Consider the following 23,879-nt stretch of genomic DNA (forward strand, 5'->3'; position numbering starts at 1 on the left):
GTTGCCCTCACCCTAACCCTCTCCCACAGGGAGAGGGGACGGTGTAGTACAAAATTAGAGCATTGAGACGACGCGTTTAAGTAACCGAATTCGCGGCGCAATGGACGCTTTGTCCAGCCACTCCGCCGGGCTGTGGAAGCCCGCGCCAATCGGCCCTAAGCCGTCAAGCGTGGGGATACCCAGCGCAGCGGTGTGGTTGGCATCGCTGCCGCCGCCAACCGCCTGCCAGGTAATGGCGATGCCTTCCGCTTTACCTGCCGCTTCAACCTGCTGCATCAGTGCCTGAGTCGCAACGCTTGCTGCCATCGCCGGTTTGTGATTGACCCGCGTCAGCGTCGTCGTCACGCCGTCTAAAAAGCCTTTTTCACATAAGGCTTCCAGCGCCTGATTCACCCGGTCGTACTCGTCGTTTTCCCAGAAGCGAACGTCGAGCTCGGCCACGGCGTGGTCCGCCACCACGTTTGCCGCGCTGCCGCCGCTAATCACCCCTACGTTGAGTGTGGTGCCGCGCGACCCATCGCTCAGCGCATTCAGGGCAACGATGCTGTTTGCCAGCGCTGTGATTGCCGAACGGCCTTTTTCCGGGTCGTTACCCGCGTGTGCCGCCACGCCCTTGAAGGTAAGGTGATAGCCCGCCATACCTTTACGGGCTTTCACCAGAGAGCCATCAGCACGGGCAGCTTCGCACACCAGCACGCAGCGGGAGCGTTGTGCCAGCGCACCGATCCATTCGTGGGAGTATACCGAGCCCGTTTCTTCGTCCGGGTTCATCGCGACCGCGATTGCCAGGCGATCTTTATCCGCAGGATCTAGCTCGCGCATTGCCCACAGAATATTGAGCAGTCCGCTTTTCATATCAGACACGCCGGGGCCGTAGAGACGCGTATCGTCCTCGCTCAACGGGCGTTCGGCCACGGTGCCGGGGGCAAAAACGGTATCAAGATGGCCGACCAGCAGCACGTCGAACTGCTCTGCCTGCGGCTTGTTGCTGACGAAGAGGCCCGGGCCAACCTTCTCGCCCAGGTTTACCTGCCCGGTATGCCAGCCTTCGCGTTGCCAGAGTGATTCTAAAATGCCAGCCACGGCGGCAACGCCCGCGATGGTCTGGGTGCCGCAGTCCACGTTCACCAGGCTTTTCAGCTCTTCAATGTAGCGATCCAGATTCATTTCCTTTTCCTTGTAAGCGGTAAGCGCGCGATCGCGCAGGGTCATTCTGGCGAGGTTGAGCGTAAAAAAAATGATACAAATCATCCCGTAAGGTTGAGCCAGGACGAAAAACGCAGAAGTGTGACCGATGACAGCGACGGGGTTGTTTCAGCCTGAAAGTGATCGACTTAACACTGTGGTGTAAATCTCTGGTTTGACCACGCATTATTGCGTTTCAAAGTTGTTAAATTTTACGCGTTGTTCTAGAAACAAAATGTAACATCTCACTGTTCCACAACAACGGACAACAACTATGAACAACTCAGGGAAATACCTTACATGGGCACTGCTTTCCGTTGTGGGAGCTTTTGCCCTGGGCTATATCGCCCTCAACCGGGGGGAACAGATCAATGCGCTCTGGATTGTCGTTGCCTCCGTCTGCATTTATCTGATCGCGTATCGTTTTTATGGTCGCTATATTGCCAAAACGGTGCTGGCGGTTGACGGCACGCGCATGACGCCCGCCGTTCGTCATAACGACGGGCTGGACTACGTTCCGACCGATAAGAAAGTGCTGTTCGGTCACCACTTTGCGGCGATTGCCGGGGCAGGCCCGCTGGTGGGGCCGGTGCTGGCGGCGCAGATGGGCTATCTGCCGGGGATGATCTGGATCCTTGCCGGCGTGGTGCTGGCGGGGGCCGTACAGGACTTTATGGTGCTGTTCGTCTCCACCCGTCGCGACGGCCGTTCGCTTGGGGAGCTGGTGAAAGAGGAGATGGGCGCGACGGCCGGGGTGATTGCGCTGGTGGCGACCTTTATGATCATGGTGATCATCCTTGCGGTGCTGGCGATGATTGTGGTGAAAGCGCTGACCCACAGTCCGTGGGGGACTTACACCGTCGCGTTCACCATTCCGCTGGCCATTTTTATGGGGATCTACATTCGCTACCTGCGTCCGGGACGCATTGGTGAGGTGTCGGTGATTGGTCTGGTGCTGCTGGTGTTCGCCATTATCTCCGGCGGCTGGGTGGCAGAAAGCCCAACCTGGGCACCGTTCTTCGACTTTACCGGCGTACAGCTGACCTGGATGCTGGTGGGGTACGGGTTTGTGGCCGCGGTGCTGCCGGTGTGGCTGCTGCTGGCCCCGCGTGATTACCTTTCCACGTTCCTGAAAATTGGCACCATCGTCGGGCTGGCTATTGGTATTTTGATCATGCGCCCGACGCTGACCATGCCAGCGTTAACCAAATTCGTTGACGGTACGGGCCCGGTCTGGACCGGTAACCTGTTCCCGTTCCTGTTTATCACCATCGCCTGTGGTGCGGTGTCTGGCTTCCACGCGCTGATTGCCTCCGGGACCACGCCGAAGATGCTGGCGAATGAAAATCAGGCCTGCCTGATTGGCTACGGCGGCATGCTGATGGAGTCCTTCGTGGCGATCATGGCGCTGGTCTCTGCCTGCATTATCGACCCGGGCGTCTACTTCGCGATGAACAGCCCGATGGCGGTTCTGGCTCCGGCGGGCACCGCCGACGTGGTGGCATCCGCAGCACAGGTGGTAAGCGGCTGGGGCTTTGCCATTACCCCGGATACGTTATCGAGTATCGCCAGTGAAGTGGGTGAGCAGTCGATTATCTCCCGCGCGGGTGGCGCGCCTACGCTGGCGGTGGGCATGGCCTACATCCTTCACGGTGCGCTGGGCGGGCTGATGGATGTCTCGTTCTGGTATCACTTCGCCATTCTCTTTGAAGCGCTGTTTATTCTGACGGCGGTGGATGCGGGGACGCGTGCGGCGCGCTTTATGCTGCAGGATCTGCTGGGCGTGATCTCCCCGAATCTGAAGCGTACCGATTCGCTCCCGGCGAACCTGCTGGCAACGGCCTTGTGCGTGCTGGCGTGGGGGTACTTCCTGCATCAGGGCGTGGTGGATCCGCTTGGCGGTATTAACACGCTGTGGCCGCTGTTCGGTATCGCTAACCAGATGCTGGCAGGGATGGCGCTGATGCTGTGTGCGGTGGTGCTGTTCAAGATGAAGCGCCAGCGTTATGCCTGGGTGGCGCTGCTGCCTACTTCCTGGCTGCTGATTTGTACCCTGACGGCGGGCTGGCAGAAAGCCTTCAGCCCGGACAATAAAGTGGGCTTCCTGGCGATTGCCAATAAGTTCCAGGCGATGATCGACAGCGGTAAAATCCCGGCACAGTATACGGAATCACAGCTGTCGCAGCTGGTGTTTAACAATCGTCTGGATGCCGGGCTGACCATCTTCTTTATGGTGGTGGTCGTGGTACTGGCGTTGTATTCTCTCAAAACCGCGCTGGCGGCGTTGAAAGTCGACAAGCCAACGGCAAAAGAGACGCCTTACGAGCCAATGCCTGAAAACCTGGAAGAGATTGTCACCCAGGCCAAAGGGGCGCATTAACCTGTGTGCCGGGTGGCGCTAGCGCTTACCCGGCCTACATTTCTTATCCTCCCTCTCCCTTTGGGAGAGGGCCGGGGTGAGGGAAACAAACGAGAAATGACTTATGTTCGACACCCTTTCCAAAGCAGGCAAATACTTAGGCCAGGCCGCCAAAATGATGATTGGCGTGCCGGACTACGATAACTACGTCGAGCATATGCGCGTCAACCATCCGGACCAGACGCCAATGACCTACGACGAATTTTTCCGCGATCGCCAGGACGCCCGTTACGGCGGCAAGGGCGGGGCGAAGTGCTGTTAACCCTCTTTCGGTAAATAGAGGCTGATCTGTTCCTGTTTACAGCCGTAGATCGCCGCCAGCTTTTCACGGGTGCGCTTTTGCGGACGGGAGTCCAGCGCTTCCAGCTGTGATACGGCAGACTGGGTGATGCCGAGTTTCTCTGCTACCTCCTGCTGGGACATGCCGCGCAGGATGCGCCAGGCGGCCTGCAGGCTGACGTTCTGCCAGGTCATGATGCTGCAAACCTCACCTGGAAGTTCAACGTCATCCAGCTCATCGTGTTCGACTTCAATATCCTCCAGATCGTCGTCGGTTTCGTCGTCGATTTCCGCCATCTGCAGGCACATACGAAAATATTCATCATAGGGAATAACCACGTACTGCGTTTTTCCGTTATCGTCCTTAATTAGCTGAACAGCCATAGGTGGCTTTCTCCTCGTGCAGGTAAGTTGTTGATGTTCTGCGCTTAACGGCCAAAACATAACAATGGTTATCGGGTTCGTCCCGAAGCGTATAGACGATGCGGTAATCGCCAACGCGTAGCCGGTAGTGATCTTCTGTCGCCGATATTTTTTTGATATCGGGCCGGGGAGCCGAGCGGTCATCCAGCTCAACAAGCTTCAACTCAATGCGACGCTGATATCGCTCGTCAATCTTTAAAAATGCCTTCTTTGCCCCATTGGACCAGACAATCTTCATCCGTACCTCCACTGTACGCCCACACAAAGTATAAGGAAATAATAAGACTATTAGATAAATTCCGAATTTCTTATGGGCTACTGTAGAGCGGAGAACAAATGCAGGTAAGAGGCAAAACGCAAACCGTCGAGGCGGTGCGAAAACGCCTCTGCCGGGCGACAGAGGCATGCAGAAAATGTGCGATCATGCGTTCAAACCGCCGTCCACATCCAGCCCTGTACCGGAGATCTGTCCGGCGGCCGGGCTGGCGAGGAAGGTGACCGCCGCCGCGATATCTTCCGGTTGTCCGTAATGACCGACGGCAATCATCTGACGCTGGGCTTCTGCCTGTTCGCCGTCCTCCGGGTTCATATCGCTGTTGGTCGGGCCGGGATGCACCAGGTTCACGGTAATACCGCGGGGCCCCAGATCCCGCGCCAGACCGCGCGTGAAGGAGTTAAGCGCGGATTTGGTCATGGAGTAGACGGAGATACCCGGCATCGCCACGCGGTTTGCCAGACAGCTACCGATATTGATAATGCGTCCGCCGTCAGACATATGTACCAGCGCTTCCTGCGTGGCGATCACCACGCCGCGAATGTTGACGTTAATCAGGGCATCGATATCCGCCAGCGTCATGGACTCCAGCGGGCCGCCGCGGGCGATACCGGCGTTATTGACCAGAATGTCCAGCCCGCCGAGGGTGCGCGCCGCATGGGTGACCGCGTCCTGAATAGCCTCTGCGCTGGCGCTGTCGGCCTGAACCGCCTCACTGTGCCGCCCCAGCGCGCTTATCTCATCGACCACGGCCTGGGCTTTATCGACGGACTTTTCATACGTGATAACCACATCGGCACCGGCGCGTGCCAGCGACAGCGCGATAGCACGGCCCAATCCCCGGCTGGCACCGGTAACCAGCGCTTTCTTACCTGTTAAATCGATCTGCATGATGACCTCGTTGCGAGAGTGGTGAGAATCATCATTAGGTATAGTCGCTCGGCGCGTTTAACGGCTGAAGGATTCCACTTTCTCGAACGCCGCGCGCAGAACGTCAGGTGTGAGCGCCACGGGCAAATAGTGAATCGAATCCACCGGGCGCAGGGTGTGATTGATGACCTTGTCCAGTTCGTCACGGTTGTTGATATCCACCTCCAGCTCGCGAAGCCGGGTCGGCAGGTTAAAGCGCTGATACGCGGTGATAAGCTGCGCCAGCACGTCGTCCTGACCGAGCAGGGCGCTTTGCACCAGAATGCCGTAGGCCACTTTGGTGCCGTGCAGGTATTTTTCCGTCTGCGGCAGGACGGTTAAGCCGTTATGCACCGCATGTGCCGCCGCCACGCGTGTATAACGTTCGCCGAGCCCACCGACCATGCCGCCACCGGCAATAATGGCATCCACCACATCCCTGAATGCCTGCGTTGCTTCGCCGCGCTGCTGGTCAGCCAGCGCGTCCTCGCTGCGTTCCAGCAGCACGTCGCGGATAGCCAGCGCGCCGTTAATCCCCAGACGTACGGTCAGCGGCAGGTGTTCAGGCTGCGGTGCGAGTACAACCGCTTCATACCACTTCGCCAGGGTATCGCCGATACCAGCCAGCAGGTATTCCGCCGGGGCGTTAAGGATGATTTGCGGCTCCACCAGCACCAGGAAGTTGGCATCGTCGAAAATTTCAAACTGCAGCGCCTGCCCGGCATCGTTGTACCAGACGGAGAGCGGCGTCCATGCCGCACAGGTAGCGGCGATGGTCGGGATACCCACGAACGGAACGCCCAAACGACGTGCCACGGCTTTGACCGTATCCATCACCGCTCCGCCGCCAACACCAATCACCACGGCCGCCTCGCTGCCGGATTCATTCACCAGATGGGTGACGTCACGCTCGCTGCAGTGGCCTTTGAACAACAGGTGTTTTGCGCCGGGGGCCGCAAAGCTCTCCGGCAGGTAGGGAAGAGCGCCTTCAAGCGCGCGTTCGCCGTAGATCCACACCGCGCGGGAAAGCTGCTCCGGGGTGAAGAAGTCATGCAGATGCGCAAGGCTTCCGGGATGAGAAAAGTAGTTCGCCGGGCCGGGAACGACGCGGATATCGGTGTTGCTCATGGTGTTGTCCTTTTTTAGCAAGCGCTAACCCGATGTTATGTCTGGACATCCGGATGGCTAATAATATTTGGCTTTATCTTATGCCTTTTCTGTCGTTGTCAGTCAACCGGAGCTGTGAAAAATTCAATAAATCAAACTATTAATGAGGATCCTACGCGGATGATTTCCAGTCGCCTTGAGATGCGCGGTATCAGCCTGGCCTTTTCCGGCTTTCAGGCACTGTCGCGCGTGGACTTTACCCTGAACGGCGGATCGGTGCATGCATTGACCGGGGCTAACGGCGCGGGGAAATCGACGCTGATGGCGGTGCTGTGCGGAACGCACGATCGCTATGAGGGGGAGATCTGCATTAATAACCAGCCGGTGACGATCCGCGAACCGCTCGATGCCAAACGGCTGGGGATCCACCTTGTGCAGCAGGAAGTGGACGTGGCGCTGGTTCCGGGGCTGAGCATCGCTGAAAACATCATGCTCGACCAGCTGGCGCAGCCGGGACATCGCTACCGCTGGCGTGCTATTCGTCAACAGGCGAAGCAGGCGCTGGCGCAGCTCGACGTTACGCTGGACGTTCGCCGTTCCATCGACAGCTGTTCGTTGGCTGAAAAACAGCAGATCCTGCTGGCGCGGGCGCTGTCGCATCACTGCCGTTTTTTGATCCTCGATGAACCTACCGCACCGCTGGATGCCCACGACAGTGAACGCCTGTTCGCGGTGGTGCGGCGTTTAAAGCAGCAGGGCATTGGCGTGGTGTTTATCTCGCACCGCATTCATGAGCTGAAAGCCATCTGTGACACCTTAACGGTGTTGCGCGATGGCAAGCTGATTGAGACCGGCCCGATGGCGGATCTCAGCGGTGAAGCGATCGTCGAGAAGATGCTCGGCCACGAACTGAGCGATATCTACCCGCCAGCACGTCCTGTGCATAGCGACGAGACGCTGCTGCGGGTTGAGGGGCTGCACGACGACGCGTTGCTGAAAGATATCTCCCTGCATCTGCGTAAAGGCGAAATCCTCGGCATTGCCGGGCTGGCGGGCGCAGGCAAAACCGAACTCTGCAAGGCGCTGTTTGGTGCCAGCAAAAGCCGGGTGGAGCGTGGCGAGCTCAATCATCAGCCCTGGAAACCGCGCGATCCGGCCGATTCCGTGCTGCGCGGGCTGGCGCTGGTACCGGAGGAGCGGCGCAAGGAGGGGATTTTCATCGACGAGCCGGTGAGCATGAACCTGGCCGTGACGGCAGATACCAGCTTTTCGCGCTGGAGTCTCTTTGGCCATCGTCAGGCGTGGCGCTGGGCGGAAGAGGTGATAGCCCGCGTTGGCGTGCGTACGCGCGGGCCGGGGCAGGTTTTACGTCGGCTTTCTGGCGGTAACCAGCAGAAGGTTGCTATTGGCAAATGGCTGCGCAATGACGCCAGCGTGCTGATATTTGACGAGCCGACCAAGGGCGTTGACGTCAAAGCGAAGACCGATCTGTTTCAACTGATCGACGGTCTGGCCCGCGAGGGCAAAGGGGTGATTTACGCTTCGGGCGAATTTGCCGAACTGGTAGGGCTGTGCGACCGCATCTGCGTGCTCTGGGACGGACGCATCGTGGCGGAAATCCCCGGGGCCGAGGCGCGGGAAGAGACACTACTTTATTATTCAACCGGAGGAACGGCGTCGTGAGCAAGGCCCTTTCAGTAACGGCGACGGTATCTGGCCGTCAGCAACTTTTCGATTTTCTCTACCGGTGGGGCATGTTGCTCACCGTGGTGGCGCTGGTGGTGGTTTTTGGCCTGGCCTCAGACAGCTTCCTCGACCCGAACAACATCATCAACATTCTGCGCTCGATCGCCATCGTGACGGTGATCGCCATCGGCGTATCGATTTCACTCACCGTGGGCGGGTTTGATCTCTCCGTCGGCTCAACGGCGTCGCTGGCGAATGCGCTGGTGATCTCGCTCTTCGTCTGGCACGGCTTCGGCACCACCGAATCGATTGTGATCACCCTTGCGCTCTGTACCCTGGTCGGGCTGTTTAACGCCTTTCTGATCGTCATTCTGCGTATTCCGGACATGCTCGCCACGCTTGCCAGCCTGTTCGTCATTCAGGGCGTGGCGATGACCTACAGCTACGGCGGCTCGATTACCGAAAACATGGTGCTGCCGAGCGGTGATATGGCGGAAGGAACCATTCCGGCGGCGTTCAGCCTGCTGGGGCAGGTGCCGACCATCGTCATCATCATGCTGGCGGTGACCCTGCTGGCACAGCTGGGATTGTCACTGACCACCCACGGCCGACGCATGTATGCCATCGGCGGCAACCCGGAGGCGGCGCGCCTTTCAGGCATTCGCACCACGCGCTACAAGGTTGCGGCCTACGTGCTTGCCTCGCTGCTGGCCGGACTGGGCGGGATTTTGCTGGCCTCGCGCATTGGGTCGTCGCAGGTGAATGCGGGCGGCGGGTATCTGATGGACGCGGTGGCGGCAGCGTGGATCGGCTTTTCGCTGGCCGGTTCCGGCAAGCCGAACGCACTGGGAACGCTGGTGGGGGCGGTCATTCTGGGCGTGCTGTCGAACGGGCTGGTGATGCTCTCCGTACCGTATTACGCCATGGACATTATAAAAGGGCTGGTGCTTGCCGTGGCGCTGGCGATTACTTACATACAAAAACGCTGACAACACAACGGGATAAAAAATGAAAAAGATTGCACTCTCTTTGGTGGCTCTTGGGTTACTCACCTCTCTGCCGGGCTTTGCGGCCACGCCTGCACCGGTTCCGGCGGCCATTGCCAACCACGACGGCCCCATTCGCATTGCGGTGATCCGCAACCTTGGCTCGGATGACAACACCACGCAGTTTGTCGCCGGGGCGATTCAGGAAGGGAAAAAACTTGGCTTTAAGGTCAGCACCTTTTTAAGTAACGGTGACGACGCAAAATTCCAGGACTTTGTGAATCAGGCGATCAGCCAGAAATATGACGGGATTATTCTCTCTCAGGGGCGTGATCCGTATGCGACCGCGCTGGTGAAGAAGGCGGTGGATGCCGGGATTAAGGTTTCGGTGTTTGATACCGCCGTCAACGGCGAGATCCCAGGCGTGACGGTCACCCAGCAGGACGATGCCTCCCTGACGAATCTCTCCTTCGGCCAGCTGGCGAAAGATTTCAACGGCAAGGCCAATATCGTCAAGCTGTGGGTCGCCGGTTTCCCGCCGATGGAGCGTCGTCAGGCGGCGTATAAGGAACTGCAGAAACAGTACCCGAATATCAAAGAGCTGGAGTCTATTGGCGCGGTGTCGTCGGACGTGCAGGGCGATACCGCCAACAAGGTCGGCGCAATTCTGGCGAAATACCCGAAAGGTAAAATCGACGCTATCTGGGGCACCTGGGACGCCTTCAGCCAGGGGGCGTATAAAGCCCTCAAGGAGAATGGCCGCACTGAAATCAAGCTCTACAGCATCGACATCTCCAACCAGGATTTACAGTTGATGCGCGAGCCGGGAAGCCCGTGGGCAGTGAGCGTGGCGGTGGATCCAAAGCTGATTGGGGCAACTAACGTGCGTCTGATCGCTAACAAGATTGCCGGAGAGCCGACGCCTGCGACCTATGATTTTAAAGCAGCGGCGATCCCGCAGGCGCTGCTGACCGCTCAGCCGGGTGCGGTGAACGTGGCGTCGCTGGGGAAAATCATTCCGGGCTGGGGACAGACCGAAGACTTTATTGCGCCGTGGTTTGCGACGCTGGAAGCTAAGTCAAAATAGTGCCCGGTAAGGCGCTGCCGCCACCCGGCGAAAGGAGCTAAAGGTGACAACATTACCCACCCCTGAATACAGCCGCAATATGCGGCTGATTGGCCATAGCGACCAGGGCGGTCGCCCGGACGGCGTGCAGCTGATGGTGCACCGCGGTTATGCGTATATTGGCCATATGGTGTCGCAGGGCTTTTCGATTGTTGACGTGCGCGACCCGAAAAACCCGAAAGCGGCGGGTTATGTACCTGCGCCGCCCGGCACCTGGAATGTGCATTTGCAGGCACACGACGATTTACTGCTGGTGATTAACGCCCGGGATCTGTTTGCCGATGCCCGCTTCGCCGATGAAAAGGTCTACTACACCCGTCAGGTGGGGGAGACCGTCAGCGACGTGCAGGAAAAAGGCTGGAGCGCCGGGCTGCGCGTGTTTGATATCTCCACGCCGGACAGGCCGCGTGAAATCGGTTTTCTGTCGTTAAATGGCATTGGAATTCACCGCATCTGGTACGTCGGCGGTCGCTGGGCCTATGTGTCGGCGCTGATCGACGGCTTTACCGACTATATCTTCCTGACCATCGACCTGGCCGATCCGCGTAAGCCCGAAGTGGCAGGGCGCTGGTGGCTGCCGGGGATGAACCAGGCCGCAGGTGAACGGCCAGAGTGGCCGGAAGGCAAACGCTACGCGCTGCATCATGCCATTATTGCCGGGGATACGGCATACGGCAGCTGGCGTGACGGTGGTTTAACGCTGCTGGATGTCAAAGATCGCACTCAGCCGAAGCTGATTAGTCACCGCAACTGGAGCCCGCCGTTTGGTGGCGGGACGCATACCGCGCTGCCGCTGCCGGACCGCGATCTGCTGGTGGTGCTCGACGAAGCGGTGCTCGACAACCAGGAGGACGGCGAGAAGTTCATCTGGCTGTTTGATATCCGCGAGCCGTCGAACCCGGTAAGTATCTCCACCTTCCCGCAGCCGGATGAAAGAGACTACGTGGCGAAAGGCGCGCATTTCGGCCCGCATAATCTGCACGAGAACCGGCCGGGAAGCTTTGTCAGCTCCACGCTGATCTTCGCCACCTTTCAGAATGCAGGGGTGCGTGCGTATGACATTTCGAATCCCTACCGCCCGGTGGAAACGGGGGCGCTGGTACCTGCTGCACCTGAAAGGATGATGGATACACGCCCGAATCGCCCGCAGGTGATCCAGTCGTGTGATGTTTTTGTGGATGCGCAGGGAATTATTTACAGCACGGATTATAACGGCGGGTTGTCGGTGATTGAATATTGGGGCTGAAAGGGAATGCGGGGCTGAAATATATTTATTAGGTGAATGCTTATATTTATAGATTCTTAAAATAAACGCGCCGACTTTATCTTTAAGTCCTGATACGTACTATGGCTCTTTTTTTATTCAAGGATGAATTTAATGAGCCTGAAAAAATGTGCAGCCTGGTTGCAAATAGCACTGCAACTCCTTCCGCCGTCATTATTTTCGCTGGGCGCGACGCCCGTCGCCGCGCAGGATAAGGTAGCCGAGCCGCAAACCACCGAGCGGGTAGTGGCACAAACCGCCGTGCAGGCGGGGTCACTGCTGGAGAGCGGCAGTGGCCGTTCTGTCGCCAGCGCAATTACGTACCAGGCAACAAATACCGCCACGCAGGAAATTGAGTCCTGGTTAAATCAATTTGGTACCACGCGTCTGAATATCGGTACTGATGAGCATTTTTCCATTCAGGACGCGGAGTTAGATCTGCTTATCCCTTTATACGAGCAAAAAACGTCGCTGCTGTTCACCCAATTGGGTGGCCGTCGTCACGACGACAGAAATATCGTTAATGTCGGGTTTGGCTACCGTGAATTTAATACCGCATGGATGTGGGGCGTGAATACCTTTTACGATCGCCAGGTTTCGGCGAATCAGCATCAGCGCCTTGGTGTTGGAGCCGAGCTAGGCTGGGACTATCTGCGTCTTTCAGCCAACGGCTACTACCGTTTAAGCGACTGGATGTCTTCGTCCCGCTATCGCGATTATGACGAGCGCGTGGCGAACGGCTTTGACCTGCGTGCAACCGGGTATCTCCCCGCGTATCCGCAGCTTGGGGCGAACCTCGTCTACGAACAATACTATGGTCAGCACGTCGGGCTTTTCGGTGACGATGAGGACGATCGTCAGAAAGATCCCTACGCCGTAACCGTTGGACTGAGCTACACGCCCGTTCCACTGGTTACCCTGGGCGTAAACCAAAAAATGGGTAAGGGCGAGGCATCGGATACGCAGTTTAACCTTGCGGTCAACTGGGCGCCGGGCGTGCCGCTGCGCACGCAGCTTGATGCGGACCAGGTGGGGGCACGCCGTACGCTGCTGGGGTCACGTCAGGAGCTGGTCGATCGTAATAACAATATTGTCCTGGATTACCGTAAGCAGGAGCTGATTTCACTCGCACTGCCAGAAAACATTGCCGGGAATGAAAATGCCCGCCAGACCGTAACCGCGAAGGTTAAAACGAAATACGGGCTCGAACGCATCGACTGGCAGGGTGACAATTTGATACGTAACGGCGGCAAAATCACACCGGGTGCCGATCCGGCCCAGGTGGTGATTACGCTTCCAGCCTGGAAAAATGGCGGTTCCAACGCGTATACGTTAACCGCAACGGCCTGGGATAAGCACGGTAACGCTTCTGATACCGCGCGGATGACGGTGAACGTAAACGGCATGGACGTGACCACGCTGCAGCCCAGCCTGACGGCGTCTCCGTCCCGCTTACCGGCGGATGGCACCAGTCAGTCGGTATTAACATTGGCGCTAAAAACCGCATCCGGCGAGGCTGCAACCGGGCTATCGGAGCGTCTTGGCGCATCGATCACCCTGAAAAATGCCGTTACAGGCACCGCGGCGCCTGTCGCACCGCAAATAAGCGCGTTTCGCGAAACGAGCAGCGGCGTATACAGCGCAACGCTTATCAGCGGAACCGCGCCTGCCACCCTCACCATTCAGACGTTCATCGACGGCAATATTAAGCTTGCTACCGCCTCTGTGACTGAAGAGGCGGTGTCCGAGGTTGTGGAACTTGCCTCACTCAGTCCGTCGGCCGTAAGCGCACCGGCAGACGGCGTAACGCCGATTGTCGTAGTGGCAAGCGTTGTCGATCGGTCCGGCAATCCCGTTTCGGGGCAAGAGGTGAAATGGACAGCGGATAACGCTGCGGTTCAGCTGTCTGCTGAACGCACCCTCACCAATGAACAAGGGCAGGCCAGCATTCAGCTCATTAGCCGTGACGTGGTTGCGACGACAGTGAGTGCGCAACTGGCGGACGGTAACCCGCTCTCTACCCCGACGCTAAAATTTGTTGCGGACAGCGCCAGCGCACAGGTGAGATCGGTCAATGTCGATAAAACCCGCATTGTTGCCAATAACAGCGACAGCGTAACGTATACCGCGCAGGTCGCAGATAACAGCAATCATCCGCTTGAAGGCGTGACGGTTAACTGGACGGTGAAGCGGGAAGATGGCACGACCGCAGGAAGCAAAACCTCGGTTACCGACGCCGCCGGAAACGCCACGTTGTCGCTGTCGTCAGCAAAAACGGGCGTAGCCTGGGTTTATGCTGATGTAAATCAGCAGAATGCGGTGAAAGCGGAAGCCGTAACGTTTGTCGCTGACACCAGCACGCAGCGTATCGCCGCCGTGGTGGCCGATAAGCAACAGGCCGTGGCCAACGGCAGCGACAGTATTACCTGGACGGCGCAGGTGCGCGATCTGCAGGGTAACGCCATTTCGGGCGTAGAGGTTAACTGGTCGGCAGATAACCCAGACGTTAAGCTCGCCGCCAGCAGTACGCGGACGGATGCGCAGGGCAATGCCTCGCTGGTGGTTACCTCGCTGAAATCAGGCAGCGTTGTCATCACGGCTCAGACCGCTGAAAGCGCACCCGTTCGTGCTGACAGCGCAACCTTCACGGCCGATCTCACGACCGCGAAAATGACGGAGATGGCCGCCGACAGCGTGACGGCGGTGGCCAATGGCACCGACGGTATCACCGTGCGCACTACCGTTGTGGATGCCAATGACAACCCGGTTGACGGAGCGAAGGTTGGCTGGGCGGTGAGCCCTTCCGGCGCGACGTTGTCCGATACGAGCAGCGTGACGAATGCATCGGGTGAGGCGAGCGTGACCTTACGTTCTGAAACCGCGGGGGAATATTCTCTTCAGGCCACGTTCGGCAGTAACACGTTACGCGTGACAAAACTGACCTTCACCGGTGACACCACCACGGCAAAGCTGGCTACCCTCACGGCGGATAAAACGACCGGCATTGTGGCTGACAGCGATACCGTACTGTTAACCGCAACCGTGGTGGATAGCCATCAAAACCCTGTACCAGGCGTTGCCGTTAACTGGAGCAGCAGTAATGCGGCTGATGTGACCCTGACGCCCGTTTCAGCAATGACCAATGCGCAAGGGCAGGCTGAAACGCGCTTCTCATCGCGCAAAGCGGGCAACATGACGGTTACCGCGACGGTGAATGGTAGCGGTCAGACGCTTACTCTCTCCGTGACCGGTAATCCGGCGACAGCGCAATTTAGGAGCCTGAGTGCGGATAAAAAAGAGGCGGTGGCTGACGGGAACGCGACCATACGCTGGACCGCCACCGTCGAAGACGCCAACCATAACCCGCTTAGCGGTGTGGATGTGGCGTGGCGTGTAGATAACAGCAGCGTGAAGCTTGCCAGCGCCAGCACAAAAACCAACGAAGCGGGTCAGGCGTTTGTAACGGCGTCAACGACAACGGCCGGAACGGCAACGGTTAGCGCAACAGTTGTCGGTTCAACGGCGGCGATAAACGCGGAGCCGGTAACATTTATTGGCGATGCGACCACCGCCAGGGTTGAGAGCCTCAAGGCCAGTTCTGACCACGCGGTAGTCAACACCGACCGCATTACTTACACCGCAGTGGTGAAAGACGTAAACGGTAATGCCGTCAAAAATGCGACGGTCAACTGGAACACCACGCTTAATACCCTTTCAGCGCAAACCAGTGTGACCAATGGCAGCGGCGTGGCGACCGTGAAGCTGAGTGGCCCGGATACCGGTACGGCAAAGGTGAGTGCAGAGAGTAATAACACCACTAAAACCGATCAAACGGTTGTGTTTATTGCCAGCTATTCAGCCATGTGGAGCGTCACCGGTTCGACAAGCGCATTCAGTACGGGCGCAATATTTGGCTTCCCTTCGCTTGGGTTCGTGGCAACGGGAAGTACGCAGGGGCCGACGTCCCTGGTATGGACCGCCGAAGGTTACAGCACGCTTGTCGTGCCGATGAAGGACGAACAAGGCAATACCCGGGACGTGAAGATTCGCGCGCAGCGCAGATCGGATTGCTCCACCCGTCCGTTCAATGTGGCGGTTCTGTGTAGCAGTTGGGAAACCACAGGCTATAGCGCCAGCCTTAAGTATGTTGAGGCCGATAACCCGGATCTCCCGAGCGGGGTTTACCGTGGGGATATCAAGTTTGCCGGTAAAGACTGGCATTCGTCGTGGTCTCTCGATTACACCGTGACCACCACGCTCACCAAAAACTGATGCAAAAACCTCCCGAAAGGGAGGTTTTTTTTAACTGTACTGGCGCACTCTTGCCACCAGCTCTTCCACGCTGTCGATGCGATCGGCAATCACAATCAGCGCTTTACCCAGCGTGATGGCGTGGCGCAGACATTCGTGGCGCATCGCGTCGTCCTGAATGGTATCGATGTCCGCGACGTGAGACAGCCCCACACTGCGGCGGATCAGCTCCGTTCCGCAGAAACCAATGGTATCTCTCCAGACCTTTTTCAAAAATTCAGAGGCATAGCCCGGCGCACTCAGCGCGGCATCCCGGGTTTTCTCGTGCGCCAGCGCCTGGAAGCGCTCCGCAAAGGTATTCCATAACGCCTGAATGTCGATCAGACGCTGTTCCCGGGCGGCCGCGGCATCGCGGATGCCTAAATGCCCCGGCAGGCCACAGAAGTTCAGCAGCAGGTTGCCGATGGCGGTACCCACGTCAAACCCAATCGGGCCAAAGTAACCGAATTCGGCGTCGATTGCTTTCAGGCTGCCCTCGGCCACGAAAATCGATCCGCTGTGGATATCCCCGTGCAATAGCGCTTCGGCGTGGGAGAAGAAGCGATGCTTCAGGGAGGCCACGGCAATTTTCAACTGGGCGTCATCGCGCAGGGCGGCGACATCGTTTTCCAGCTCTGCCGGATAGTTGTTGCGCTCGTGGATCTGGTACGGATCGTTAAAGAACAGATCTTCAGTGATCTCGCACATCTCCGGGTTAATGAACTGGGCAACCTGCGCTTTTTTCTGGTGTGGGTGCAGGTAAAAATCGCTGGTGTGGAACAGCGTGTGCGCCAGGTACTCCCCCAGTTGACGCGCAGCCTGCGGGTAGGCGTTATTCTTAATCAGCTCCCCGCGCCAGATGCGATGGTCGGAGAGATCTTCCATCACCATGACCGCCAGTTCCGGGTCAAAATGATGAATTTTCACGGTATGCTGCGGGCTGTGCTTGTAATGCTCCACCAGCGTTTGCGCCTCAAGACGGGCGCGGTCCAGCGTCAGCGGCCAGGACTCACCGACGCAGCGAACGTATGGCAGCGCCTGTTTTACGATGATGCGGCTCACGCCCTGAGCATCGAAAATTTTGAAGACCAGATTGAGGTTGCCGTCGCCCACTTCCTGCGCCTCTACCAGTGATGATGGATTATCAAGGCCGCCAAACTGCCTGGCATACTCCACGGCGTCCTGGGCGGTAAAGGTACGGTATTGCGACATTGCCTGCTCCTCACTGATTTGCGAATAAAGACATTTAGACGTCTATACATCTGGATTTCATCCTGACACAATGTGCTACAACAACGCAACAGGGAATTAACGACATGCAGACATTACAGACGACCAGCCTGCGGGTGGCGGATAATCAGCTCTTTATTCTCGACCAACAGGCCCTTCCGCAGGAGAAACGCTGGCTTGACGCCTCAACGGTTGAGGCGCTGGTGGGGCATATTCACGCCCTTAGGGTGCGCGGTGCGCCGCTGATTGGTCTCTCTGCAAGTCTGCTGCTGGCGCTGCTGGCGGAAAAGGGGAAAAGCCGCGACGAGCTGGCGCTGGCGCTGGAAACGCTGCGCGCTGCCCGCCCAACGGCGGTCAACCTGATGAACAATCTCGACCGCATGAAGCAGGCGCTCTGGCAGGAAGATTTCGTTCCGGCGCTGGTGACGGAAGCTCTGCGACTGATTGACGAAGACAGGCAGCTTTGTGACGCCATTGCGACAGCGGGCAGCGCGCTGGTGAAGCCCGGTAGCCGCTTGCTGACCCACTGTAACACTGGCGGTCTGGCGACCGCAGGCGTCGGCACTGCGCTGGGTGTTATTGCTCGCGCACATCAGGAGGGCAACGTCAGCAACGTCTGGGTGGATGAAACCCGTCCGCTGCTGCAGGGCGGCAGGCTGACCGCGTGGGAGCTCGGCGAGCTGGGCGTGCCGTATCAGCTGATTACCGACTCCATGGCCGCCAGCCTGATGGCAAAAGGGGAGGTGGATGCCGTGTGGGTGGGGGCAGATCGTATTGCCGCCAACGGCGATGTGGCGAACAAAATCGGCACCTATTCTCTGGCGGTGCTGGCGAAATTTCACGGCATTCCGTTCTATGTCTCCGCCCCGCAAACCACCCTCGACCCGGCGTGCCCGAACGGTGAGGCGATCCCGATTGAGCAGCGCGCGGCCAGTGAAGTGACGGGCGTGGCGGGAAGCTTCGGCGCGGTACAGTGGGCACCGGAAAATGCGCAGGTTTACAACCCGGCGTTTGACGTCACCCCAGCCTCGCTGATAAGCGGCTGGGTACTGGATACGGGCGTGGTCACGCCGGAAGCGGTAGCAAACGGGAAATTCGCCTGAGTCCGGCTATCCTTGTAAGGGGTTCCCCTGAGAGGACAACATCGTGACGCTCGATCCCGAAACAGACTTAAAACTGGAACGCGTGGTGGATGCACCGCGCGACCTGCTGTGGCTTTGCTGGACGACGCCAGAGCACATCAAAAACTTCTTTATTCCTGCCCCCCATAAAGTGACCGAATGCGACCTCGACCTGCGCGTGGGTGGACGGTTCAATACCGTTTTCGACGTGGACGGGCAAAAAATGGACAATAAAGGTGTTTTCCTGGAAATCGATCCCGGTAAAAAGCTGGTCTTTACCGACGGCTATACCGAAGGGTGGAAACCAGCCGAAAAGCCGTTTATGACGGCGATTTTGTTGCTGGAAGATCTTGGGGAGGGCAAAACCCGCTATACGGCGATTGCGCGCCATCCCACGAAAGAAATCCGTGAGCAGCATGAACAGATGGGCTTCCATGAAGGCTGGGGGATCGTGCTGGATCAGCTGGTGGGGTATGTGAAGGGATTGAAGCATTGAAGATAGAGCGGCCTGGTGCCCTCACCCCAGCCCTCTCCCACAGGGAGAGGGAGCAATGCTTTCACCTATGCCAGACGCGGATACGCTTCCGCAATCGCATCACCGGTAAACTGCGCCACCCAGCCCTCCGGATTATCGAATATACGGATGGCCGTAAAGTTTGGCTCTGAGCCCATATCAAACCAGTGCGGTGTGCCCGCTGGCACCGAAATCAGGTCGTTTTTTTCGCACAGCACCTGATACACCTCATCGCCAATGTGCAGGCAGAACAATCCCGCGCCTTCCACGAAAAAGCGCACTTCATCTTCGCCGTGGGTGTGCTCGTTGAGGAATTTCGCGCGCAGCGCTTCTTTTTGCGGGTTGTCGGCGCGCAGGCTGATCACATCCCAGCTCTGATAGCCTTTCTCCGCGACCAGCTTGTTGATGGCATGCTGGTAAGCGTCAATGACCACTTCTGGGGCAGGGTCGCGCCCTAAATCACGGTCAGCCGCCCAGCGTTCAAAACGCACGCCTTTGGCGTTGAGCTGTTGGGCGATCTCGGCGGCGTCGGTGCTGTGCCACAGGTGCTTACTCGCGTCTTTATCGGAATAAATGGTTAATGCGCTCATGAAGGGATCTGCTCCGGGTTAATCTCGTCGAACTGGTGAACCTGATGATGGTGGCTTGCACCGTCATCATCACCGCGAATCAGCTGCAGGGTGCGAAAACCGGCCTGTTCAGCAGCGTCCAGCTCCTGATGGATATCCGACAGGAACAGGATCTGCGACGGGGCGATGCCCGTCTGCGCCGCAATATTCTGATAAGACTGCACCTCACGCTTGGCACCAATATGGGTATCAAAGTAGCCGCTGAACAGATGAGTAATATCACCTTCATCGCTGTAGCCAAATAACAGTTTCTGCGCAGCGACGGAACCAGAGGAATAAACATAGAGATCAATGCCTTGCGCTTTCCATTTTTCCAGCGCCGGCAGCACGTCCGGGTAGAGATGGCCGGTAAAGTCGCCGTTGACGTAACCGTCGTGCCAGATAATTCCCTGCAGGGCCTTCAGCGCCGTCGATTTACGGTCTTCATCCATAAAGGTGAAGAGGGTCTCGATAAGATCGCTGACGCTGGCGTGCGGAGTGTCGATTTCATCGCGCAGGTTGTCCAGAATCGATTTGACCGGCTCGGCGTACTGCTGGGCGGTGACGAAGGCCGCCAGACGCTCACGCGCATAAGGGAACAAAACATCATGGACAAAACGGATATCGCTGGTGGTTCCCTCAATATCCGTCACAATCGCGCGAATCATATCTTCTCCAGTTGTCGTAAACGCATTTCGCATTCAAATAAGAATTCCAATCCTTCCAGATGACGGCGGGCTTCGGCCACATCACGTCCCCAGCAGGTTAAGCCATGGCCGCGCAGAAGAAAACCATAATTAAGCGGGCGCTCCTGCACGTAATGGGCGATTCGCGAAGCGAGGGCGTCTATATCCTGGTCGTTATCGAATACCGGAATGGCAACCGTAGCCAGATGCGTGGTCTGCCCGGTGAGGGATTTTTGCATCTCAAAGCCGCTGATGTGCAACTCCGCCTCTTTCACCAGCCGCGAGAGCACCGTGGCGTTCACCGTGTGGACGTGCAGTACGGCGTTGGCCTCCGGGAAAAGACGATAGATGAGCGTGTGTAACCCGGTTTCGGCCGAAGGTTTACGGCCAGAGGGGGCGCGATTGGTGGCGATCTCCACCTGCAGAAAATCATCCGGCGTGAGGCTGCCTTTGTCTTTGCCGGATTCACTGAGCCAGCACAGGTTTTCATCCTGACGTACCGACATGTTGCCGCCGGTGGCGGGGGCCCAGCCTTTGGTACCAATCCAGCGGCAGGCTTCGACCAGTTGCGTGAGTTGCAGGTTGTCTGTCATTTCCTTTTACCCTCTCGGTCAGGAATATTCATATTGTTTAGACGTCTAAGCGTCTTGATTGCCAAAGACTAACATCGTGTTATAGTGGCAGCAACATAAGTATTACAAGCAGGCACCCCACAATGAGCAATAACGCATTGATTCCGCAAAGCAAACTTCCCAACCTGGGCACCACTATCTTTACGCAGATGAGCGCTCTGGCCCAGAAGCACAACGCCATTAACCTCTCGCAGGGGTTCCCGGATTTTGATGGTCCAGGCTATTTGCAGGAGCGTCTGGCCTGGCACGTTGCCCAGGGGGCGAATCAGTATGCGCCGATGACCGGCGTGCAGGCATTGCGTGACGCCATTGCGGATAAAACGGCGGAATGCTATGGCTATCAACCGGATGCCAACAGCGACATTACGGTGACGGCAGGTGCGACCGAAGCACTGTATGCGGCCATCACCGCGCTGGTTCGCACGGGCGATGAGGTTATCTGCTTTGACCCAAGCTACGACAGCTATGCGCCTGCCATCGAACTGTCCGGCGGCGTGGTGAAGCGCGTGGCATTACAGCCGCCGCATTTTCGCCCCGACTGGCAGGCGTTTGCTGCGCTGCTGAGCGACAAAACCCGGCTGGTCATTCTGAATACACCACACAACCCGTCGGCGACGGTGTGGCAGAAGTGCGATTTCGCCGCGCTGTGGCAGGCCATTGCGGAACGTGAAATTTATGTTCTTAGCGACGAAGTGTATGAGCACATCTGCTTTGCCGGGGAAGGGCACGTCAGCGTGCTGGCCCATCCGCAGCTTCGCGAGCGCGCTGTGGCGGTGTCGTCATTTGGTAAAACCTATCATATGACCGGCTGGAAGGTGGGGTACTGCGTGGCACCGGCGGCCATCAGCGCGGAGTTGCGTAAAGTGCACCAGTACCTGACGTTTGCGGTGAACACGCCTGCCCAGCTGGCGCTGGCCGATATGCTGCGCGCTGAGCCTGAGCATTACCGTGAGCTGCCCGAATTTTACCGCGCACGCCGGGATCGGTTTGTGAGTGCCCTGAGTCAGAGCCGTCTGGAGATCCTGCCGTGTGAAGGCACCTATTTCCTGCTGGCCGATTACAGCGCCATTTCCGATCTGGACGACGTCAGTTTTTGCCAGTGGCTGACCAAAGAGGTGGGCGTGGCGGCGATCCCGTTATCCGTCTTTTGCGCCGATCCCTTCCCGCATAAGCTGATTCGTCTCTGCTTTGCGAAACAGGAATCGACGCTGCTGGCGGCGGCAGAGCGTCTTAACGCGCTCTGATTATTTGACCGTCCAGGCTTCTGAATAACGGCGGTCTGCAAAGAGTTCCAGCAGGCCGTTGATTTGCTTGAGGCGTAATACCTCGTCGCTATCCATTCCCAGTTCCTGACTGATTCTCTCGTCGTCCCAGCCAAGCTGCACCAGCTCGCGGACAATATCGGACATCGCATTAATTTGGTGGCGGCCGCGCGCCCGATTGTGGCGAATGGTGGCCGCTATCCGGTCGAACTTTTTCTGCCGCTCTTTACGCAGACAGGTGACAGGCAGATAGCCTTTAAGCTGGCGTTTTAATACCGCCCGGTTGGACCCAATTTCATGCCGATGGAAGCCATCGACAATTTCATAATGCCGGGCCTCACTTTCCGTCACTACAATGGGTTGGGTAAAACCGTCCATCTCCAGCGATTTACAGAGCAGCCGTTTTTCCGGCGGGGCAACGTTGTTGGGGTTGTAATCGTTCGCGGTAATCTCGTCCTGTTTGATCCACAGCACGCAGTCGACAGGCTGTTCGCGAAAAGGGCTATTTTCATGGATGGCCTGGCGAAAGGCGTTAATGGCTTCAATGCGTTTATCTTCGGGAAGAGACTGAAGATAATTTTTCATCTCGTTAATTAATTGCTGCTGCATAAGATCCCCCACTCCTTGCGTTTTGATTTCATCCGTTCGCTGTAACGCTGGTAATGCCTGGGTTTGTTCGGACTGAATGACAGCGCCCGGCACCAGTAGTCATTGTTGAGTAATACCTTGCACACGCGTCGCCAGGACGGGATATCCTTGGCGCCGATATCGCCCTCCTGGGTGTCGGGAATATCGGCCATGCCTCTCTTCTGGTACCAGTGCAAATAGATCGCGATTTTATTGCGGTAATGTTCTGCGGTGGTGTGCGGCATGCTGTCGAGAAGCAGCATGGCGTATTCCCGCCAGCTGAGCGCGTCGGGTTTCAGAATTTTGCGGTGGCCATAGAAGTGATTGTCCTGCCCCGCGTAGACCCCGCCACTGTGCACGCCGTTTACCCGCTCACACATCGCCGCCCAGCGTTCGGGCTCCACAACATGATAGAGCCACAACCCCTGACGCTGCTCCGGGCCAAAGGGTTCACAGATGCGCATATAGCGCGGCGGCACGCCAGCCTGAAACATCAGGTCGTAAAGCGGGTTATAGCACCCGCCTGTTTTCGCAAACCAGGTCCAGATATCGGCGGTTTTCCAGTCATAAAGCGGATAGACATACCAGGCGTGCCCGCCGGGGGCGACGGTGGTCCAGGGTTTGTCATCGGCAAAGCGCTGCTTTCGTGCGTTGGCGATAGTCAAAAAGCGATTGTAGGATTCATCGGCACGAATACCGATCATCATTGCTGCCGGGCGCCTTTTGGCAAACCAGTCGGAAAATTCGCGAACAAAGGCCTCGAAGGTCATGCCGGGCTGGTAGAACGAGAAGTAATCTGGATCGGTTACCGCCTCTTCCGGGGGCGTGCGTACCCAGTTTTTACCCGGCTCCCAGCACTGCCATTCGGGCTGGAATTGTGAAAGTGAATTTTGCGTGGTCAACGGGAGCGCTACCCACCAGCATTTTTCAATCACATCGGCGTATTGTACGATCATGTTATTCACATGCTGAATGGTACAGGTGAACTGTGCTTCCCAGTCGATAAATAACAGACAGATTTTCTTTCCCATTTTTCGGGCTTGTCGGGCCGTTAAATGGAACATAATGGTGGAATCTTTTCCGCCAGAAAATGAAACACAGACCCTTGGCAGATTCTCAAGCGTCCATGTTATGCGCTCTGTGGCAGCGTCAAGGACATTTTGATTAAGTGGATGCTTATAAATTGACAAAGGCAACTCCTCCTGGAAATAAATACCGGACGTTCATGTCAATGCAGGAGAGAGAATAATA

The 23,879-nt window shown here is 57.5% G+C and carries 21 protein-coding genes; 10 read left to right on the forward strand and 11 right to left on the reverse strand.

Going from position 1 to position 23,879, the window contains the following annotated elements; translation table 11 throughout:
* Positions 1–54: 54 nt before the first annotated feature.
* Positions 55–1,167, reverse strand: a complete 1,113-nt coding sequence (locus ACQG22_RS06075) for a M20 family metallopeptidase (protein WP_038420892.1) — start codon at positions 1,165–1,167, stop codon at positions 55–57.
* Between the two features lie 292 nt (positions 1,168–1,459).
* On the opposite strand from ACQG22_RS06075, the gene cstA reads away from it, so the two are divergent.
* On the forward strand, positions 1,460–3,565 hold the full coding sequence (gene cstA / locus ACQG22_RS06080; RefSeq protein WP_013097628.1) for a pyruvate/proton symporter CstA: 2,106 nt from the start codon (positions 1,460–1,462) through the stop codon (positions 3,563–3,565).
* Positions 3,566–3,668: 103 nt separating this feature from the next.
* A complete protein-coding gene (locus ACQG22_RS06085; protein WP_013097627.1) occupies positions 3,669–3,866 on the forward strand; it encodes a YbdD/YjiX family protein in 198 nt (65 codons plus the stop codon).
* On the opposite strand, the gene ACQG22_RS06090 is transcribed toward ACQG22_RS06085, so the two are convergent.
* The 4 genes from ACQG22_RS06090 to ACQG22_RS06105 form a co-directional block, all read right to left on the reverse strand.
* Complete coding sequence (locus tag ACQG22_RS06090; RefSeq protein WP_013097626.1) at positions 3,863–4,267, reverse strand: helix-turn-helix domain-containing protein; 405 nt, start codon at positions 4,265–4,267, stop codon at positions 3,863–3,865. The genes ACQG22_RS06085 and ACQG22_RS06090 overlap by 4 nt on opposite strands.
* On the reverse strand, positions 4,248–4,544 hold the full coding sequence (locus ACQG22_RS06095) for a type II toxin-antitoxin system RelE family toxin (protein ID WP_029882114.1): 297 nt from the start codon (positions 4,542–4,544) through the stop codon (positions 4,248–4,250). The genes ACQG22_RS06090 and ACQG22_RS06095 overlap by 20 nt, the downstream gene beginning before the upstream one ends.
* A gap of 183 nt (positions 4,545–4,727) precedes the next feature.
* Entirely contained in the window at positions 4,728–5,471 is a 744-nt protein-coding gene (locus ACQG22_RS06100) for an SDR family NAD(P)-dependent oxidoreductase (RefSeq protein WP_013097624.1), read from the reverse strand.
* A 57-nt stretch (positions 5,472–5,528) separates the two neighbouring features.
* Positions 5,529–6,617, reverse strand: a complete 1,089-nt coding sequence (locus tag ACQG22_RS06105) for an oxidoreductase (RefSeq protein ID WP_369706360.1) — start codon at positions 6,615–6,617, stop codon at positions 5,529–5,531.
* 159 nt (positions 6,618–6,776) lie between these two features.
* On the opposite strand from ACQG22_RS06105, the gene ACQG22_RS06110 reads away from it, so the two are divergent.
* The 5 genes from ACQG22_RS06110 (at position 6,777) to ACQG22_RS06130 (ending at position 15,930) form a co-directional block, all read left to right on the forward strand.
* Positions 6,777–8,279 (forward strand): sugar ABC transporter ATP-binding protein, encoded by a 1,503-nt coding sequence (locus ACQG22_RS06110; RefSeq protein ID WP_219246994.1) that lies wholly within the window; start codon positions 6,777–6,779, stop codon positions 8,277–8,279.
* Positions 8,276–9,271, forward strand: coding sequence for an ABC transporter permease (locus tag ACQG22_RS06115; RefSeq protein WP_045293358.1), 996 nt, complete (start codon positions 8,276–8,278; stop codon positions 9,269–9,271). The genes ACQG22_RS06110 and ACQG22_RS06115 overlap by 4 nt, the downstream gene beginning before the upstream one ends.
* Positions 9,272–9,290: 19 nt before the next feature.
* Entirely contained in the window at positions 9,291–10,355 is a 1,065-nt protein-coding gene (locus ACQG22_RS06120; RefSeq protein WP_029882119.1) for a sugar ABC transporter substrate-binding protein, read from the forward strand.
* Between the two features lie 43 nt (positions 10,356–10,398).
* Positions 10,399–11,640: an LVIVD repeat-containing protein gene (locus ACQG22_RS06125; RefSeq protein WP_369706361.1), complete on the forward strand. Its 1,242-nt coding sequence runs from the start codon at positions 10,399–10,401 to the stop codon at positions 11,638–11,640.
* A 132-nt stretch (positions 11,641–11,772) separates the two neighbouring features.
* Entirely contained in the window at positions 11,773–15,930 is a 4,158-nt protein-coding gene (locus tag ACQG22_RS06130) for an Ig-like domain-containing protein (RefSeq protein WP_369706362.1), read from the forward strand.
* Positions 15,931–15,960: 30 nt separating this feature from the next.
* Here the strand turns inward: ACQG22_RS06130 and mtnK are convergent, their stop codons facing one another.
* Positions 15,961–17,160 (reverse strand): S-methyl-5-thioribose kinase, encoded by a 1,200-nt coding sequence (gene mtnK / locus ACQG22_RS06135; RefSeq protein WP_040020582.1) that lies wholly within the window; start codon positions 17,158–17,160, stop codon positions 15,961–15,963.
* Positions 17,161–17,264: 104 nt separating this feature from the next.
* Here mtnK and mtnA point away from each other — a divergent pair, with 104 nt between their 5' ends.
* On the forward strand, positions 17,265–18,281 hold the full coding sequence (gene mtnA / locus ACQG22_RS06140; RefSeq protein ID WP_114519091.1) for an S-methyl-5-thioribose-1-phosphate isomerase: 1,017 nt from the start codon (positions 17,265–17,267) through the stop codon (positions 18,279–18,281).
* Between the two features lie 43 nt (positions 18,282–18,324).
* Positions 18,325–18,795: an SRPBCC family protein gene (locus ACQG22_RS06145; RefSeq protein ID WP_020685647.1), complete on the forward strand. Its 471-nt coding sequence runs from the start codon at positions 18,325–18,327 to the stop codon at positions 18,793–18,795.
* Positions 18,796–18,860: 65 nt separating this feature from the next.
* Here ACQG22_RS06145 and ACQG22_RS06150 read toward each other — a convergent pair whose 3' ends face one another.
* From ACQG22_RS06150 to ACQG22_RS06160, 3 genes are read right to left on the reverse strand one after another with little or no spacing between them, the layout of a single operon-like run.
* Entirely contained in the window at positions 18,861–19,403 is a 543-nt protein-coding gene (locus ACQG22_RS06150) for a 1,2-dihydroxy-3-keto-5-methylthiopentene dioxygenase (protein WP_100168718.1), read from the reverse strand.
* Positions 19,400–20,089: an acireductone synthase gene (gene mtnC, locus ACQG22_RS06155; RefSeq protein ID WP_020685649.1), complete on the reverse strand. Its 690-nt coding sequence runs from the start codon at positions 20,087–20,089 to the stop codon at positions 19,400–19,402. The genes ACQG22_RS06150 and mtnC overlap by 4 nt, the downstream gene beginning before the upstream one ends.
* Complete coding sequence (locus tag ACQG22_RS06160; protein WP_038418893.1) at positions 20,086–20,700, reverse strand: methylthioribulose 1-phosphate dehydratase; 615 nt, start codon at positions 20,698–20,700, stop codon at positions 20,086–20,088. The genes mtnC and ACQG22_RS06160 overlap by 4 nt, the downstream gene beginning before the upstream one ends.
* Positions 20,701–20,822: 122 nt before the next feature.
* On the opposite strand from ACQG22_RS06160, the gene ACQG22_RS06165 reads away from it, so the two are divergent.
* The gene (locus ACQG22_RS06165) at positions 20,823–21,983 is read left to right on the forward strand and encodes a pyridoxal phosphate-dependent aminotransferase (protein WP_038418894.1); all 1,161 of its coding nucleotides are present in this window, start codon (positions 20,823–20,825) and stop codon (positions 21,981–21,983) included.
* Here the strand turns inward: ACQG22_RS06165 and ACQG22_RS06170 are convergent, their stop codons facing one another.
* Positions 21,984–22,610 (reverse strand): IbrB-like domain-containing protein, encoded by a 627-nt coding sequence (locus ACQG22_RS06170; RefSeq protein WP_013097610.1) that lies wholly within the window; start codon positions 22,608–22,610, stop codon positions 21,984–21,986.
* Positions 22,595–23,818, reverse strand: coding sequence for a phosphoadenosine phosphosulfate reductase (locus ACQG22_RS06175; protein ID WP_045902315.1), 1,224 nt, complete (start codon positions 23,816–23,818; stop codon positions 22,595–22,597). The genes ACQG22_RS06170 and ACQG22_RS06175 overlap by 16 nt, the downstream gene beginning before the upstream one ends.
* Between the last annotated feature and the right edge of the window lie 61 nt (positions 23,819–23,879).

Source organism: Enterobacter cloacae complex sp. 309I3 (genome assembly GCF_050031595.1).
Lineage (GTDB): Bacteria > Pseudomonadota > Gammaproteobacteria > Enterobacterales > Enterobacteriaceae > Enterobacter > Enterobacter cloacae.

Excerpts from the sequence above, each read along its gene's own strand:
- ACQG22_RS06075 (WP_038420892.1), bottom strand. The coding sequence starts at position 1,167 with ATGAATCTGGATCGCTACATTGAAGAGCTGAAAAGCCTGGTGAACGTG.
- cstA (WP_013097628.1), top strand. The coding sequence starts at position 1,460 with ATGAACAACTCAGGGAAATACCTTACATGGGCACTGCTTTCCGTTGTG.
- ACQG22_RS06085 (WP_013097627.1), top strand. The coding sequence starts at position 3,669 with ATGTTCGACACCCTTTCCAAAGCAGGCAAATACTTAGGCCAGGCCGCC.
- ACQG22_RS06090 (WP_013097626.1), bottom strand. The coding sequence starts at position 4,267 with ATGGCTGTTCAGCTAATTAAGGACGATAACGGAAAAACGCAGTACGTG.
- ACQG22_RS06095 (WP_029882114.1), bottom strand. The coding sequence starts at position 4,544 with ATGAAGATTGTCTGGTCCAATGGGGCAAAGAAGGCATTTTTAAAGATT.
- ACQG22_RS06100 (WP_013097624.1), bottom strand. The coding sequence starts at position 5,471 with ATGCAGATCGATTTAACAGGTAAGAAAGCGCTGGTTACCGGTGCCAGC.
- ACQG22_RS06105 (WP_369706360.1), bottom strand. The coding sequence starts at position 6,617 with ATGAGCAACACCGATATCCGCGTCGTTCCCGGCCCGGCGAACTACTTT.
- ACQG22_RS06110 (WP_219246994.1), top strand. The coding sequence starts at position 6,777 with ATGATTTCCAGTCGCCTTGAGATGCGCGGTATCAGCCTGGCCTTTTCC.
- ACQG22_RS06120 (WP_029882119.1), top strand. The coding sequence starts at position 9,291 with ATGAAAAAGATTGCACTCTCTTTGGTGGCTCTTGGGTTACTCACCTCT.
- ACQG22_RS06130 (WP_369706362.1), top strand. The coding sequence starts at position 11,773 with ATGAGCCTGAAAAAATGTGCAGCCTGGTTGCAAATAGCACTGCAACTC.
- mtnK (WP_040020582.1), bottom strand. The coding sequence starts at position 17,160 with ATGTCGCAATACCGTACCTTTACCGCCCAGGACGCCGTGGAGTATGCC.
- mtnA (WP_114519091.1), top strand. The coding sequence starts at position 17,265 with ATGCAGACATTACAGACGACCAGCCTGCGGGTGGCGGATAATCAGCTC.
- ACQG22_RS06150 (WP_100168718.1), bottom strand. The coding sequence starts at position 19,403 with ATGAGCGCATTAACCATTTATTCCGATAAAGACGCGAGTAAGCACCTG.
- mtnC (WP_020685649.1), bottom strand. The coding sequence starts at position 20,089 with ATGATTCGCGCGATTGTGACGGATATTGAGGGAACCACCAGCGATATC.
- ACQG22_RS06160 (WP_038418893.1), bottom strand. The coding sequence starts at position 20,700 with ATGACAGACAACCTGCAACTCACGCAACTGGTCGAAGCCTGCCGCTGG.
- ACQG22_RS06165 (WP_038418894.1), top strand. The coding sequence starts at position 20,823 with ATGAGCAATAACGCATTGATTCCGCAAAGCAAACTTCCCAACCTGGGC.
- ACQG22_RS06170 (WP_013097610.1), bottom strand. The coding sequence starts at position 22,610 with ATGCAGCAGCAATTAATTAACGAGATGAAAAATTATCTTCAGTCTCTT.